Below are 15018 nucleotides of genomic sequence, written 5' to 3' on the forward strand. Positions count from 1 at the left end.
TAAATCCATGCAACAGATTATTAATTTCATAATAAGAAACAAAAACTTTTTGTTGTTCTTGTTGCTGTTTTCTTTTTCTATTTTATTTACAATTCAATCACATTCTTACCATAAGAGCAAGTTTATTAATTCGGCTAATTTTTTATGTGGAAGTATTTACAATGCTGCAAACAATATGAGTGCATATTTTAGTTTAAACTCACAAAACAAGCTTTTATCCGAAGAAAACAGACGTTTAAAATCACTTTTGTATAATTTAGAAAACACTACAGAAATAAACAATTCCGATAGCCTTAATAAGCCATATTATTTTTCTAACGCTCAGATTATTAAAAACAATTATTCTGCGATTGATAATGTTCTTTTAATCAACAAAGGCATCAATGATAGCATAAAACAAGATTTTGGTGTTGCATCAACCGAAGGCATTATAGGTATTGTTGATAAAACAAGTGGTAATTATGCCACAGTAATATCTATTTTAAATTCGACTAGCTCAATAAGTGCGCAATTAAAAAAAACAAATCATTATGGCACATTAAAATGGGATGCCAAATCACCTGAATTCACTCAGTTAGTTGATATTCAAAAAATAGCTCCAGTTTCTGTAGGAGATACTATCATTACTTCTGGACGTTCTTCAATTTTCCCTAAGGGGATCCCTATTGGTACCGTGGCTAATTTTGAATTGGATGCCTCCGAAAATTATTATGAGATTAATGTGAAGCTTTTTAACGATATGACTAATCTCGAGCATGTTTACATTATAGAAAATATCAACAAACCTGAGATTACTAATTTACTAAATGAATAATTTATTTTCTGTAAATAGCATCCGTTTCATTGTATTAATACTAATACAGGTTTTAGTATTTAATAACATTAACTTTTTAGGATACATTAACCCGTATCCATATATTCTATTTATTGCCTTATTTCCAATTAAAAACAACAGAGCTATAATCATTTTATCAAGTTTCTTATTAGGATTAACTATTGATATGTTTTTAGATTCTGGAGGAATTCATGCAGCAGCTTGTGTATTTATCGCTTATGTAAGACCCATCATATTAAAGTTTTCCTTTGGTATGATTTACGAACACCATACTATAAAATTTAGCACTGTAGAGTTTGGTTCGAAACTCACTTATGTTATATTACTTGTTATACTGCACCATATTATTTTGTTTTCATTAGAAATATTTAACTTTTCAAAAATAATTTTAGTGCTTCAAAAAACGTTATTCTCAAGTATGTTTACCATCTTATTAAGTATGATAATAACTATTATTTTTAGTCAAAAACCCAAATGAGACAGCTTCTACTTTTCATTTCTATAATATTTGTTGGTCTTTTATTTATAGCTAGACTCTTCTACCTTCAAATATACACTTCAACCGAACACAATTTATTTGAAGATAATGCTATTAGAAAAGTATTTGATTATCCAAAACGAGGTTTCGTTTACGATAGAAATGGTACACTTTTAGTTGCCAACCAGCCATCATACGATGTTATGATTATACCCCGTGAAGTAGAACCACTAGACACTCTTGAGTTTTGCTCACTATTGAAAATAGACAAAAAGAAATTTATAAAAACATACAATAAAGCCAGACGCCACTCCCCTAGATTGCCATCTGTTTTCCTATCTCATATGTCAAAAGAAGATTATGCTGTTTTACAGGAAAAAATGCGAAAATTTACAGGTTTTTATATTCAAAAAAGATCTCTCAGACATTATCAAACAACTATTGGCGCTAATGTTTTGGGAAATATTGGAGAGGTAAACACAAACGATCAAAAAAAAGATCCCTATTACAGAATGGGGGATTTAAAAGGAAAACAAGGTGTTGAAGCAACTTACGAAAAAACATTACGTGGTGTAAAAGGCATCAAATTTATCCAAAAAGATCGATTTAACAGAAATATTGGTCCCTATAAAGAAGGTCAACTCGATACCATCCCAGAACAAGGAAAAGATATTACTATAACTATTGATGCCAATTTACAAGCTTATGGTGAATTACTTATGCAAAATAAACGTGGTGGGGTTATAGCTATTGAACCTGGCACTGGAGAAATATTAACCATGGTTGCCGCACCCACCTACGACCCTAGTTTGTTAGTAGGAAGAGATCGCTCCAAAAACTTCACAAAACTTTACAATGATACTATCGCCAAACCGCTTTTTAACAGAAGTTTGAAAGGGGTTTACGAACCTGGATCTCCTTTTAAATTAATGAATGCCTTAATTGCACTTCAAGAAAACGTTATTTCTGATACTGAAAAAGTCACCTGTTACCAGGGTTACAAATATGGGAATCGTTTTATGAAATGTCATTGCAATTATGGCACTAGAAATGATTTGGTTTCTGGCATACAAAGATCCTGTAATGCGTATTTCGCAACGACGTACAGAAAAATTTTAGACAAACATGACAATGCCTCAATCGGAATCGATAATTGGAGTAAGCATGTTAAAAGTTTTGGCTTAGGGAATTATTTAGATAATGATTTATTTGTTGGAGCAAGAGGTCGTGTTCCCAATAGAGCTTATTACAAACGCATTTACCCAAAAACATTTTATTCTACTTATACTATATCTAATGCCATTGGACAAGGCGAAGTAGCCACTACGCCTATTCAATTAGCAAATATGATTGCTGCTATTGCCAATAGAGGTTATTATTATACACCACATATTATAAAATCTATTGAAAATGAAACATTACCAGAAAAATATACAAAACCTAAGTATACATCGATAGATAGAGAACATTTTGAACCAGTGATCGAAGGCATGTTTCAAGTTTATAAAAAAGGTACAGCAGCTTCATTACAGGTAAAAGATATTGACATTTGTGGTAAAACTGGAACCGTAGAAAATTTTGCTATTATAGATAGTTTAAAAACTCAGCTTACAGATCATTCTATTTTTGTTGCTTATGCACCTAAAGATAATCCTAAAATAGCGATTGCTGTTTTTGTTGAAAACGGCTATTGGGGTAGTCGTTTTGCAGGCAAAATAGCTAGTTTACTTATAGAAAAACACATTAAAGGGTATATTACCAGAAAAGATTTAGAGGACTGGATTTTAAGACATAGCTTAGAAAACGAATACGCTAAACCATATTCTGGAGAGCCTTTTAGAATTAATGAACATACAAGGTTACAACTTGTTGAAGAAGCCGAATACAAACAACTTAAACAACAAGTAAAAAATTTACAAAACCCCATAAATTAATGGTTAGGGACACTAACAAACATTTTAAATTTGATTGGATTACTATTATCCTTTTTTTCTTACTGGTCGGGTTTGGTTGGTTAAATATACTATCTGCCTCTCATACTGGAGGTGATATAAATTATTTCGATTTCTCACACCCTTACGGAAAGCAACTCTTATTTATTTTTTTAACATTTATCTTAATTATCCTCTTATTAGCTATTGATGCTAAGTTTTATGAACGTTTTTCCAGTATCATTTTCATTGTTTCTATGCTATCTCTGGTCGGACTTTTTATCTTCGGAAAGAATGTAAACGGTGCAACATCATGGTATGCTATTGGAGGGATGACGCTACAACCAAGTGAATTTGCAAAAGCAGCTACCGCACTCGCCGTAGCAAAACATATTAGTGACTTAAATACCAATATTAATAGTCTTAAAGATCAAATTCAAACCTTTCTAATTATTATTATCCCAGCTCTTTTAGTTTTATTACAAAATGACACTGGTAGTACTATTGTTTATGGCGCCTTCTTTTTTGTATTGTATAGAGAAGGATTACCAAAGTATTATCTTTCTATAGGCATATCGGTGATTATACTATCCGTTTTAGCTTTAAAATTCGACGCTTTAATAGCATCTATAGTTGCGGCCATCGTTATTACAGGTTATCATTTTATGAGCAAAAAAAAGGCACCATTTTTTCAGCTTTTATTTGTGCTACTACTTTCCATCCTTTTATCTTTTGGTGTAAAATCGTTTTATGATTACATCTTAAGACCCCACCAACAAGATCGGATAAGTTTATGGTTGCGATTAGAAAAAGACCCTGTTAAACTGGAAGCAATGAAAAGAACATTTGCCTATAACTTAAACGAATCTGAAAAAGCAATCAATTCAGGTGGTTTTAACGGAAAAGGATTTATGGAAGGGACTAGAACCACTGGGAAATTTGTACCAGAACAACATACCGATTATATTTTTAGTACTGTTGGCGAAGAATGGGGCTTCTTAGGTTGTTCCTTTGTAGTGATATTATTTGTTTTACTCCTATTACGGATTCTTCATTTAGCAGAATTGCAAAAATCGCAATTTAGCAGAGTTTATGGTTATGGCGTTGCCTCAATTATATTTATTCATTTCTTAATCAACATTGGTATGGTAATGGGGTTAATACCAACAATAGGTATTCCACTACCATTATTTAGTTATGGGGGCTCTGGGCTCTGGGCATTTACTATTTTAATTTTTATCTTTATTAAATTAGATTCTAATAAAATTAATGAATGGTAACCCATAAAGGGTATTTATTTATAATGAGAAAATCAATTCTTGCAGCTTTTATTTTTTTACTAGTTATCGGATGTTCTAGTATTAAAGGCATTGGAAAAGACTCTTTTTCTTCTAATGAAAATAGTCTCATTAACAATGCTGATAGTCTAACCCCTATGCGGGTTTATAAAATAACCAACAAAAAAGATTCTCTTTTACTAAGAACCAATAGCAGTTATATAAAACCCGATCCAAATAATAGAACATTACAAATTTTTGTAAAAAGGCTCTATGCAACAGTTAGAGATAGCATCTCTATGGGAGTTGGTATTGCTGCACCACAAGTAGGCGTTTTAAAGAATATTATTTGGATACAACGTTTTGACAAGGAACTTTTTCCTTTTGAAGTATATCTAAATCCACAGATTATTAAATACTCAAAAGAAACACAAACAGTTAAAGAAGGCTGCTTATCCATCCCTAATCGAACAGACACATTAAACAGTAGAGCACAATCTATAACCATAGAATACGATACTATGTATGGGGAACACAAAACTGAAACTGTTGAGAATTTTACATCAGTAATTTTTCAACATGAAATAGATCATCTAAATGGCATCTTATATTTAGACCATCTTGAAAAGGAGTTTCGCGATTCGAAAAAGCGCAAAATAAATTAAAACTCAGGCATTAGTCCAAATCGCATTATAAATACCTAACAAATTACGACTTATTCAGCTCCAGTTTTTCAGCAAAATAATCACAAAAATCTTTCATGGTAGCAGTCATTTTCTCGTCTTGTGTTGCTCTGTTAAAAGTATCACTCATAGCAACTAATGTTTGATGAAAAAATACTTTCATTTCGTCTACAGGCATATCTTTTGTCCATAAATCAATACGGAGTGATTCTTGGGTTTTAGAATCCCAAACAGCAAGCATCATCGCTTTTGCTTCTTCGTTTGTTATCCCGCCATCTTGTGCTGTCCAATGTAATTTTTCAGGCACTCTATTTGCATCTAGTTCTACATTCAATTCTATTCTAGAAGTAATTTTATCCGACATTATTTACGTGGTTTAAACTTTGAATTATTAAAAATATCTTCAGCACTTGTTATCAGCATATCTTTTAAAGCCAATTTATTCTGCGCCATATAAGCTCTTACAATTTGCCATCCTATATATTGGCCTAAACGTCCTGGGGAATCTGCATCAATCTCTTCTAAATAAAATTTAGAAAATGGCGCTGGATTTATAAATCTGCCTAGCAATTTAGAATCTGTACTAAACAACAATTCACGCTCTACAAAATAACGCCAAATATAACTTTCGTTAGCAATAGCCCAATCCAATTGTTCTTGTGAATACCCTATGCGCTCGGCTTCTGTTTTAAACGGAATAACAACATCTTTAAAATAGAGTTGTTTTCCAAAATAAATCATTTCGTCCAACAACGTTTTTTTATGACTTTGATATATATATCTTTTAGCATACGCTTCAGCCAAATCAACCGTAACTTGTTCTTTCTTTAAGTTTTCGCTTATATACTTTGGAATATTACCATAAAACTCGTGTTCGCTTCCTAAATAAGTATCTAAAGCTACTATCGCAATAGTATCAGTAATTATAACTCTGTTCCTATAGTCTACGTTGCTTGTGGTCGTAATAATTCTTGGCGGATTAATTTCAGGAAAATAATATTTTAAATGATTAAATAACGATTCTACCTCTAGTTCCGTTTTATTAAAGTCTTGAAATTCATTATCAACAGCATCAAATAACGCTACCTGTAATGTATCTGCTATTTTAGCAATCCAAAACGAGTCTTTGTATTTTTCTGAAAACATAAAAGGATATGCTTTCTTTAGTTCAGGTAATTTTTCTGGCGTGGTATTAGCAAATAACAAATCGAAACGCTCTATATTAATATCTATATTAATATTAGCGATTTTTTTTTCTAGTTCATCACCTTCTTTACAAGAAATAATGACTACAAATGTTATTAAACACAATAATAAATACTTCATATTAAACTTAAACGGCATAAATTTTTATTAATTGGGTGTTTATTATATTTTTGTTTGCAAAGGTACTATTCTTATATCAATTTTGATTATGAAATAATATACAAGAAACGCTGTCACTTTTTTTTTATTTTACGATACTATAATTCATTTTTATAGTCTTATTTTTACAAATATTATAATTTATAAAATGAAAAATGACCCCGTTTATTCAAGCTATTTTATAAATCAATTGATATTAAATTTTAAATTCATTTAATATGCAAACCGAAAAAGTTGTAGATTATATTGTTAATTGGTTAAAAGATTATGCAACGAATGCTGGCGTTACTGGCTTTGTAGTTGGTATTTCTGGCGGTATTGATTCTGCTGTAACTTCAACCTTATGTGCAAAAACTGGTTTAAATGTGTTATGTATAGAAATGCCTATTCACCAAGCTGAAAGTCATGTAACCAGAGCACAAGAACACATAACTCAGCTTAAAGATCGGTTTCACAATGTAAGCGATACACATACCAATTTGACTCCTGTTTTTGAAGCATTTAAAACCGAAGTGTTTTTTGATGGCGACCAAGCCACAATAGATATGGCTTTAGCAAACACTAGAGCACGGTTACGTATGACAACACTTTACTATTATGCAGGCCTTTATAAATTATTGGTTGCAGGAACAGGCAATAAAGTAGAAGATTTTGGTGTCGGTTTTTACACAAAATATGGCGATGGAGGTGTCGATTTGAGCCCAATTGCCGATTTAATTAAGTCGGAAGTCTATGAATTAGGAAAACATTTACAAGTTTCTGAGTCTATAATGCAAGCCGCACCAAGTGATGGTTTATTTGGAGACACTAGAAGTGACGAAGACCAAATAGGAGCTTCGTACCCAGAGCTTGAATGGGCAATGAAAATGGGCGATGAGGGCAAAAACGCAAATGATTTTTCTGGCAGAGAATTAGAGGTTTTTAAAATTTATAAACGCTTAAATAACGCAAATAAGCATAAGATGATTCCCATACCAATCTGTAATATTCCTACTTTTTTGTTGTAAGTTTTGTAGGTTATTCAAAAAAGCATTACATTTACACCAAGCTTGCTCTCTCAATTATAATACTAATTCTAACTAAATATTATAAAAAGCTTTTTAATTATGATTAAATTATTAATAGCAGACAATCACCCTATCACAAGGAAAGGGTTAGAAGTTCTTTTCTCAGCTTCTTCAGACATTAAAATCGTAGGAAGTGTAGACGATGGCGAGGCCATCCTAGAATTCGTTAAAAAGAATCCCGTAGACATTATTTTAACAGAAACCGATTTCCCTAAATTAAATGGGTTAACAGTTTTACGTTATTTAAAGAATGACTATCCGGAGACTAAAACCATTATCTTTAGTAGCCAACCAGAAGAGGTTTATGCCATAAACGCCATTAAAGCTGGCGCATCTGGGTATCTAAGCAAATCTGTTAATGTTATAAGCATTAATGAGGCTATATTAAAAGTGCAAGATGGAGGTATTCATTTAAGTAATGAGTTAACCCAGCAATTAGCATTTGGAAATAGAGTTAATAAAAGTGGTACTTTTTACAAAAAACTATCAACTAGAGAGGCAGAAGTTTTAAAGCTTCTAACTGTTGGTAGAAAAAATAAAGAGATCTCTAAGGAACTTGATATAAACGAGAAAACGGTTAGTACTTACAAAGCAAGATTAATGCGAAAATTGAAAGTTACTAATTTAGTTGACCTAGTTAATCAAGCAAAATTGAGTCAACAATTATAGTACCCGGTTTAACTTTCTAGAAAGTAGCATTTTTAATCCAGAATAGTCTTTGACTTCTTCAAGAATATTTCTATTTACGTCGTTTTTTCGTTGTAATGTTTCTTGTTGAAATTCCTTTACTTTTTGATCGATTAAAAAACATCGCAAGCTTAGAATAGTTTCGCTAACTAACTGTGCAACAGTTCTTATTTTCTCTTTTGGAAAAATATTCATACGGTTCCAGTCATCTAAAGTATAACGTTCATCTTCCATTAAAATGGTTGTAATTTCGTTAGACATTTGACTATCAACTGTATTTATAAACGATTTAAGTTCAAAATCAGGATTCTGATTTAGAGCATCTATAATGCTATAATACAGCGTTTTAAATTGTTCATTTGAGAATTCCATTTCATCATCTTGAAGGTCTAGAAATATTTTTTCGAAGACCTTCGCTTGATGGATGACTGGTTCTAAAATCAATTCACCTTTCTTATTTTCTTTTAAAACTAAATCCTCAAAGTCTTCTACTTTATTTCCATAAAGCAACAGAACCTCAATAATCTTTCGTTCTAAAACGAACTGTACATCAACCTTTTTTACAGGTTGTTCGTGTTTAATAACCTCAAACGCTTTTTGATCTTTTTTAAACTGTTTATTTTCTTCCTGGTATTCTTTTTCATTAATTTGAGCCAATGTACTAAACAAAACTTCTTCACTAATGTCCATTATTCTGGCACATTCTTGAATATAAATTTCCTTTTTAATACGATCTGGAATTTTGGAAATACTATTTACAATATCTCTAACCGTCTCTGCTTTTTTAATAGGGTCATTCTTCGATTCTTCAAATAAAACAGATGCTTTAAACTGAATAAAATCTTTGGCATTTTCATCTAAATACGTAGTAAGCTCTTCTAAAGTGTTTTGTTTGGCAAAACTGTCTGGATCTTCACCTTCTGGAAAAGTACAAACCTTTACATTCATGCCTTGTTCTAAAATAAGATCAATACCACGTAATGAAGCGCGCATACCAGCAGCATCACCATCAAAAAGTACCGTAATGTTTTTTGTTAATCTATTTATAAGCCGTATTTGTTCTGATGTTAAAGCCGTTCCAGATGAAGACACGACATTTTTCACACCTGTTTGATGAAACTGAATAACATCTGTATAACCTTCTACCAAATAACAATTATTTTCTTTAGCGATACTTTGTTTCGCATGATAAATACCATATAACACATTACTTTTATGGTAGATGTCACTTTCTGGAGAGTTTACATATTTAGCAGCTTTTTTATCATTCGTTAAAATACGCCCACCAAACCCTAGAACACGACCACTCATACTCGTTATAGGAAACATAACACGTCCTTTAAATCTATCAAAACGCTTGTCTTCTTTAACAATAGTAAGCCCTGTTTTTTGTAGAAAATCAATATTATAACCTTGTTTTAAAGCTTCATCTGTAAAGGCTTGCCACGAATCAAGCGAATAGCCTAAATCAAATTTCTCAATCGTTTCCTGAGTAAAACCACGCTCTTTAAAATAGCTTAGTCCAATCGACTTCCCTTGATCTGTTTTATGTAATATTTTTTGAAAATACGCACTTGCAAACTCACTCACTAAATACAAGCTTTCACGTTCGTTTGCTTGTTCTTTTTGTTCGTTAGATTGTTCGGTTTCCTCTATTTCAATATTATACTTCCTAGCGAGGTATTTTATAGCTTCTGGATAAGTAAAGTGTTCGTGTTCCATTAAAAAAGATACTGCAGTCCCTCCCTTTCCTGTAGAAAAGTCTTTCCATATTTGTTTTACTGGCGACACCATAAAACTTGGTGAACGCTCGTCACTAAAAGGACTTAAACCCTTAAAATTACTTCCTGCTTTTTTAAGGTTTACAAAGTCGCCTATAACCTCCTCTATACGGGAAGCTTCAAATACTTGGTCTATGGTGGTTGGTGATATCAAATCGTTCTATCGTATCTGTTAAAACAGATCTTTTTTAAATTGAAAATAAATATGAATTCCTGCCTTTACTTTAATTATACTCAGTAATTATCACGTAAAAATAATACAATCTATTGATATATGTCTGTTCCATACATCTAATCTCAACAAAAACCTGTCTGACCTCTTTATAGTTAATTAGGTTCAAAAATGGAGATACATTAAAAGAACTTTGGCATTAAAAGATTCGGCAGAAGCATTGATACTTCTGTTTATAAAGTAGTTTAAAATAGATCTATAGTTAATACTTATGGTATTGACAATAGTATTTAAAGCTTTAAAGTCAGTTTTCTACGTCTTTGTACCAATGTGCTAGTTTGGTGTAAGCCGTTTGTATAGAGGTAGCGGTATTGAATATACTCCTTAATCCTTGAACCAAATCATAAGCTTTTTTGTATTGACAAGTCATGGATAATTGTGTTTAAATAAAAAGCTTAATGTATTTTAAGTTTTAAAAAGCAATCGAGTACCATAAAAAAAGAACATTTTTTATATAAAATATATGGGAAGGTTTAAGATTGTTCGAAAAGTTTAGATTCTATTATGTACCTAATTTAATAAACGACAAAATTAAGACGTATAAAAATAATTCTTATAAACACATTAAAAATAAAACCCAAAACTACCAGTAATACCAAATTTTCTAGCATCAGGGTTTGTAACTTCATCTAAATAATTACCTCTAAAATTGAAGTCTATTCTAAATACTTTAAAAATATTACCAATGCCCAAACTGTATTCGTAATACATTTTATCCGACGGTGCCACTAAAGGAACGGCATTAGGATTACCTGTTGTATTCAATAAAATATTTCCATCAGAAATCTCACCCCACACACCACGTATACTCACAATTTCACGGAGATTAAGTTTTCTTAAAAGCGGAATCCTAGAAAATAAACGTCCGTTAAAATTATGTTCTAAGTGCAACGACGTATAAGTATCGGATACAAATTCGTAAAAATCTAACTGAGAAAAGGTATTATAAATAGAAAAATAAGATTGGTTTCCTGGTATAACACTTAGCAATCCTAACGGCACATCTCCAAAGGTTTTACCTGCTTCAATGGTAGTGGTTAATCTACCAAAACCACCAACTTGCCAAGGCTGTATGTATGATAACTGTACTTTTGTATAATCGAAATCACTATCTAATAAACCCTTTTCACCCCGTGTTACTTTTGTAAATATGCGCGCAAAACCATCATTGGCTTCACGACGTTCTACACCAAAACCTGTCATTTTTCGGGTTGGAAAGTAAGACACAGACAATGAACTTTCAAACTGCTTAATTTCAGATGCTACTCCCGTTGGTGTATTATAATCTAAACTAAAGGTTGGCGATGCCGATTCTAAAGTTCTATAATTACCTCCCAATCTAAAAATAACATTGCGCCACGGTTCTGCTTCTATAGCAAAGCTGGTTAAATTTATGGAAGTTAATTTATCATTTGTGCTAGTTCCAACTACAGATGAAGATGCTAAACTTCGCCCTAAAACATCTGTTGAAGTGGTTAAACTTGCTCCTATTTGCTCAACATCACGACGATTACCTCCAGAAATAATAAGTCTGCTCTTTTTATCTAATAACCATTTTCCCGAGATACCATATTTAAATTTATCATCCTCAAAACCATAAGCCACAAACCCTTCTAATCGCCAAAGGTCATTTCTTCCAAAATAAGTACGTCCACCTGCTCGTAAACGTAAACCTTCAACTTCGTTAAATCCAAAGGTTGAAAAAATAGGACCGTAATCTAATGGTAATGTATTAAACTCAATATAGCCCGATGCCAAAATGCTTCCTAAATTATAAAGCTGTTTAAATTTCTTGACTGTTTTTAAAGTGTCAAGCATTTTATAAACACCTTTTTCGTCTTTATTTAGAGCTTCTAAACGATTCTCTGCCCAAAAGGCATCACCTCGATCGTAGACATCCTTATCGTAGTTATAAACTTCCTGATCGTAGAACTTTTTATCTAACTCCTTATCAAACTCGTAATTATCGTATAAGGTGGTACGTTTACCATAAACACCTCGTGATTTTTCCTTTTTATTCAAAGCAAAATCAGACATCATATAATCACGCTTCACAAGAAATAACGAGTCGTTTAATACTTCAAATTCTTGTTCTATATAAATTTCTTTCACCCAATTTATATTAGCACTTTTTGAAGCTTGGAGATTAATTTCTTTAATAGCATACGTAGTATCGGCTACCCAAAAATCACCTTTAAAAGTCAGTTCATTTTTTCTTCTAGGATAATAAATAATATTGTAACACCATTTATTATCTATAAAAGCACTGTCTGATAGTACATAATTATAAGTACTAACTCCTGTTTTAGACAAAGGGCTTACAAAACTCTTATCAAAAAACTTTAGGTAATTATCGTATATACTATAATCGGAATACAAGTCACCAACAAAATCGATCACCACTTGATTATCACTAAATCCAGAGTTTTTATTTCCTTTTAAAACTTCCTTTTCTTTATTAATAGTGTTATCTCCATAAACTTTAGAAACCGCTTCATTTATAAACATTGGTAAATACGTTTTACCAGTAACTCTAGAGGTGTCTACTTCATTAAAAACAAATTCCATCCCTCTAAAAAGTCTACTTTTAATAAGTGCACTATCTATGGTATTAATATCAAATTCTACTTTTTCGTATTTATCGTATTCGTATTGTTTATGTAAATTTAAACCGTTTCTACGTTTATGTTCCCATATTTTTTTAAGCAAATCGATAGCAGGATTGTTCTTTTTTGATTGCTTTCCAGTAGTTATAACAACTTGATCTAGTTGCCCCAGGTCTTCTTTAAGTGTAAATTTTAAACTATAATTCACCTTTTTATCTAAAGGAACATGTAACGTTTCATAGCCAACAAAAGAAACGATTAATCCTCCCCAGGTTTCATCAGATTCTAAATAGAATTTACCATTCTCGTTTGTTATGGTTCCAATTGTAGAACCTTTAAAAATAACATTTGCGAACGACACAGGTTCGTTAAACTCGTCAAACACATAACCACTAACTTTAGTTTGGGCTATTGTGGAAATAATTCCGAAGAAAAAAAATGCAATAAGTAGTTTTTTATCCATAATACAAAAAAAACTTCATCAACAATCGTGCTAATGAAGTTTATATAACGTAAAAAAAATTAATTTATTTGTATAACACTTTTTTAACAGCTTTTATTACATCATTACTATCTGGCAACCATTCTGCTAACAAAACTGGTGAATACGGTGCAGGTGTATCTGCTGTATTTATTTTTACTATAGGAGCATCTAAATAATCAAACGCTTCGCTTTGTACTAAATATGTAATTTCAGTAGCCACATTTCCAAAAGGCCATGCTTCTTCTAAAACAACTAATCTATTTGTTTTCTTAACCGATTCTACTATGGCTTTTCTATCCATAGGACGAACAGTACGTAAATCTATAATTTCACAAGAGATATTCTCTTTTGCTAATTCATCAGCCGCTTTATAAGCTTCTTTTATTATTTTTCCAAAAGACACAATCGTTACATCGGTTCCTTCACGCTTAATTTCAGCAACACCTAATGGCACGATGTATTCCCCTTCTGGCACGTCTCCTTTATCACCATACATTTGCTCACTTTCCATAAAGATAACTGGATCATCATCACGAATTGCTGCTTTTAACAACCCTTTTGCATCATAAGGATTTGATGGTACGACTACTTTTAAACCAGGTGTATTAGCAAACCAATTCTCAAATGCTTGTGAGTGTGTTGCTCCTAATTGACCTGCAGAAGCTGTAGGACCACGAAATACAATAGGACATTTAAATTGTCCGCCAGACATTTGTCTAATCTTAGCAGCATTATTTATAATCTGATCAATTCCAACTAAAGAAAAGTTAAACGTCATATACTCAACAATCGGCCTGTTTCCTGTCATGGTAGAACCAATAGCAATACCAGCAAAACCAAGTTCAGCAATCGGTGTATCGATAACACGCTTAGCTCCAAATTCATCCAACATACCTTTAGATGCTTTATAAGCACCATTGTACTCTGCTACTTCTTCACCCATTAAATAAATGCTTTCATCTCTACGCATTTCTTCGCTCATGGCTTCACAAATAGCCTCTCTAAATTGAATTGTCTTCATTAAATATATTTTAAATCGAATTGCAAAAATAAGAATTATTGATTACAGTTTTATATAAAAATTCACAGTAAAATTTTTCGTGAAAAAAAATTATTAATTTTACAGAAATCACATATCAATAATGAGGATTTGTTACTTTAAATTAGTTCTCATTCTTTTTATTTCTTTCCCAGTAATAAGAGTTATCATGTAATCTTTCTATTATAATTAAAAAGATTTAAAACCGTCATCAAATAAAAACAAGCATTAACACGTAATTCTATAAACATCTGAACAAGAAATACTCCTTAGAATTTCAATACTAAATAATTAAATATTTATCAAAAAACAGCAATTGATTTTTACTTCACAAAAAGATTTTATAGTCAATAAACATTGAAAAGATTTAAAATTCATAAAGAAATATCGATATCTATGCTTTTTTGATAATTATTCCGATTATTTGTTATGCATGCATAACAAATAATCGGAATAAAATAATTACCTTCGTACTCTTAAAATTAAGTCAGTATTTGTGAGTTTTAAACTATTATTTTTCAAATAATAATTGCAAAAATTGACTGATTTAACT

General features: G+C 31.6%; 13 protein-coding genes. 7 read left to right on the forward strand and 6 right to left on the reverse strand.

All coding sequences use genetic code 11. The features are described from left to right. Positions 1 to 7 precede the first annotated feature (7 nt). Genes mreC through def form a run of 5 tightly spaced genes read left to right on the forward strand, consistent with a single transcriptional unit; the run spans position 8 to position 5186 of the window. Entirely contained in the window at positions 8 to 814 is an 807-nt protein-coding gene (mreC, locus tag Q4Q40_RS09695; RefSeq protein WP_303301597.1) for a rod shape-determining protein MreC, read from the forward strand. Continuing rightward, positions 807 to 1313: a rod shape-determining protein MreD gene (locus Q4Q40_RS09700; RefSeq protein ID WP_303301598.1), complete on the forward strand. Its 507-nt coding sequence runs from the start codon at positions 807 to 809 to the stop codon at positions 1311 to 1313. The genes mreC and Q4Q40_RS09700 overlap by 8 nt, the downstream gene beginning before the upstream one ends. Then, entirely contained in the window at positions 1310 to 3247 is a 1938-nt protein-coding gene (mrdA, locus tag Q4Q40_RS09705; RefSeq protein WP_303301599.1) for a penicillin-binding protein 2, read from the forward strand. The genes Q4Q40_RS09700 and mrdA overlap by 4 nt, the downstream gene beginning before the upstream one ends. Beyond that, positions 3247 to 4524 (forward strand): rod shape-determining protein RodA, encoded by a 1278-nt coding sequence (gene rodA, locus Q4Q40_RS09710; protein WP_303301600.1) that lies wholly within the window; start codon positions 3247 to 3249, stop codon positions 4522 to 4524. The genes mrdA and rodA overlap by 1 nt, the downstream gene beginning before the upstream one ends. 23 nt (positions 4525 to 4547) lie before the next feature. Further along, positions 4548 to 5186, forward strand: coding sequence for a peptide deformylase (gene def, locus Q4Q40_RS09715; protein WP_303301601.1), 639 nt, complete (start codon positions 4548 to 4550; stop codon positions 5184 to 5186). Between the two features lie 43 nt (positions 5187 to 5229). Here the strand turns inward: def and gldC are convergent, their stop codons facing one another. Both gldC and gldB read right to left on the reverse strand, forming a co-directional pair. After that, positions 5230 to 5568, reverse strand: a complete 339-nt coding sequence (gene gldC, locus Q4Q40_RS09720) for a gliding motility protein GldC (protein WP_303301602.1) — start codon at positions 5566 to 5568, stop codon at positions 5230 to 5232. Beyond that, positions 5568 to 6530: a gliding motility lipoprotein GldB gene (gene gldB / locus Q4Q40_RS09725; RefSeq protein ID WP_303301603.1), complete on the reverse strand. Its 963-nt coding sequence runs from the start codon at positions 6528 to 6530 to the stop codon at positions 5568 to 5570. The genes gldC and gldB overlap by 1 nt, the downstream gene beginning before the upstream one ends. Positions 6531 to 6787: 257 nt before the next feature. Between gldB and nadE the strand changes: the two genes are divergently transcribed. Both nadE and Q4Q40_RS09735 read left to right on the forward strand, forming a co-directional pair. Further along, positions 6788 to 7576 (forward strand): NAD(+) synthase, encoded by a 789-nt coding sequence (nadE, locus tag Q4Q40_RS09730; RefSeq protein WP_303301604.1) that lies wholly within the window; start codon positions 6788 to 6790, stop codon positions 7574 to 7576. 99 nt (positions 7577 to 7675) lie between these two features. After that, on the forward strand, positions 7676 to 8305 hold the full coding sequence (locus Q4Q40_RS09735; RefSeq protein WP_303301605.1) for a response regulator: 630 nt from the start codon (positions 7676 to 7678) through the stop codon (positions 8303 to 8305). On the opposite strand, the gene dnaG is transcribed toward Q4Q40_RS09735, so the two are convergent. The 4 genes from dnaG to Q4Q40_RS09760 form a co-directional block, all read right to left on the reverse strand. Continuing rightward, a complete protein-coding gene (gene dnaG, locus Q4Q40_RS09740) occupies positions 8300 to 10258 on the reverse strand; it encodes a DNA primase (RefSeq protein WP_303301606.1) in 1959 nt (652 codons plus the stop codon). The two genes, Q4Q40_RS09735 and dnaG, sit on opposite strands and share 6 nt — an antisense overlap. A 322-nt stretch (positions 10259 to 10580) precedes the next feature. Beyond that, positions 10581 to 10706, reverse strand: a complete 126-nt coding sequence (locus Q4Q40_RS09750; protein ID WP_303301607.1) for a hypothetical protein — start codon at positions 10704 to 10706, stop codon at positions 10581 to 10583. Between the two features lie 194 nt (positions 10707 to 10900). Continuing rightward, the gene (locus tag Q4Q40_RS09755; RefSeq protein ID WP_303301608.1) at positions 10901 to 13405 is read right to left on the reverse strand and encodes a DUF5686 and carboxypeptidase-like regulatory domain-containing protein; all 2505 of its coding nucleotides are present in this window, start codon (positions 13403 to 13405) and stop codon (positions 10901 to 10903) included. 64 nt (positions 13406 to 13469) lie between these two features. Beyond that, on the reverse strand, positions 13470 to 14447 hold the full coding sequence (locus Q4Q40_RS09760) for a pyruvate dehydrogenase complex E1 component subunit beta (RefSeq protein WP_303301609.1): 978 nt from the start codon (positions 14445 to 14447) through the stop codon (positions 13470 to 13472). Positions 14448 to 15018: the final 571 nt, after the last annotated feature.

This window comes from Flavivirga jejuensis, from assembly GCF_030540765.1.
GTDB lineage: Bacteria > Bacteroidota > Bacteroidia > Flavobacteriales > Flavobacteriaceae > Flavivirga > Flavivirga jejuensis.

Coding starts and splice junctions, on each gene's coding strand:
- Q4Q40_RS09735 (WP_303301605.1), top strand. CDS start 7,676: ATGATTAAATTATTAATAGCAGACAATCACCCTATCACAAGGAAAGGG.
- rodA (WP_303301600.1), top strand. CDS start 3,247: ATGGTTAGGGACACTAACAAACATTTTAAATTTGATTGGATTACTATT.
- nadE (WP_303301604.1), top strand. CDS start 6,788: ATGCAAACCGAAAAAGTTGTAGATTATATTGTTAATTGGTTAAAAGAT.
- def (WP_303301601.1), top strand. CDS start 4,548: ATGAGAAAATCAATTCTTGCAGCTTTTATTTTTTTACTAGTTATCGGA.
- gldC (WP_303301602.1), bottom strand. CDS start 5,568: ATGTCGGATAAAATTACTTCTAGAATAGAATTGAATGTAGAACTAGAT.
- Q4Q40_RS09750 (WP_303301607.1), bottom strand. CDS start 10,706: ATGACTTGTCAATACAAAAAAGCTTATGATTTGGTTCAAGGATTAAGG.
- mrdA (WP_303301599.1), top strand. CDS start 1,310: ATGAGACAGCTTCTACTTTTCATTTCTATAATATTTGTTGGTCTTTTA.
- mreC (WP_303301597.1), top strand. CDS start 8: ATGCAACAGATTATTAATTTCATAATAAGAAACAAAAACTTTTTGTTG.
- Q4Q40_RS09755 (WP_303301608.1), bottom strand. CDS start 13,405: ATGGATAAAAAACTACTTATTGCATTTTTTTTCTTCGGAATTATTTCC.
- Q4Q40_RS09700 (WP_303301598.1), top strand. CDS start 807: ATGAATAATTTATTTTCTGTAAATAGCATCCGTTTCATTGTATTAATA.
- Q4Q40_RS09760 (WP_303301609.1), bottom strand. CDS start 14,447: ATGAAGACAATTCAATTTAGAGAGGCTATTTGTGAAGCCATGAGCGAA.
- gldB (WP_303301603.1), bottom strand. CDS start 6,530: ATGAAGTATTTATTATTGTGTTTAATAACATTTGTAGTCATTATTTCT.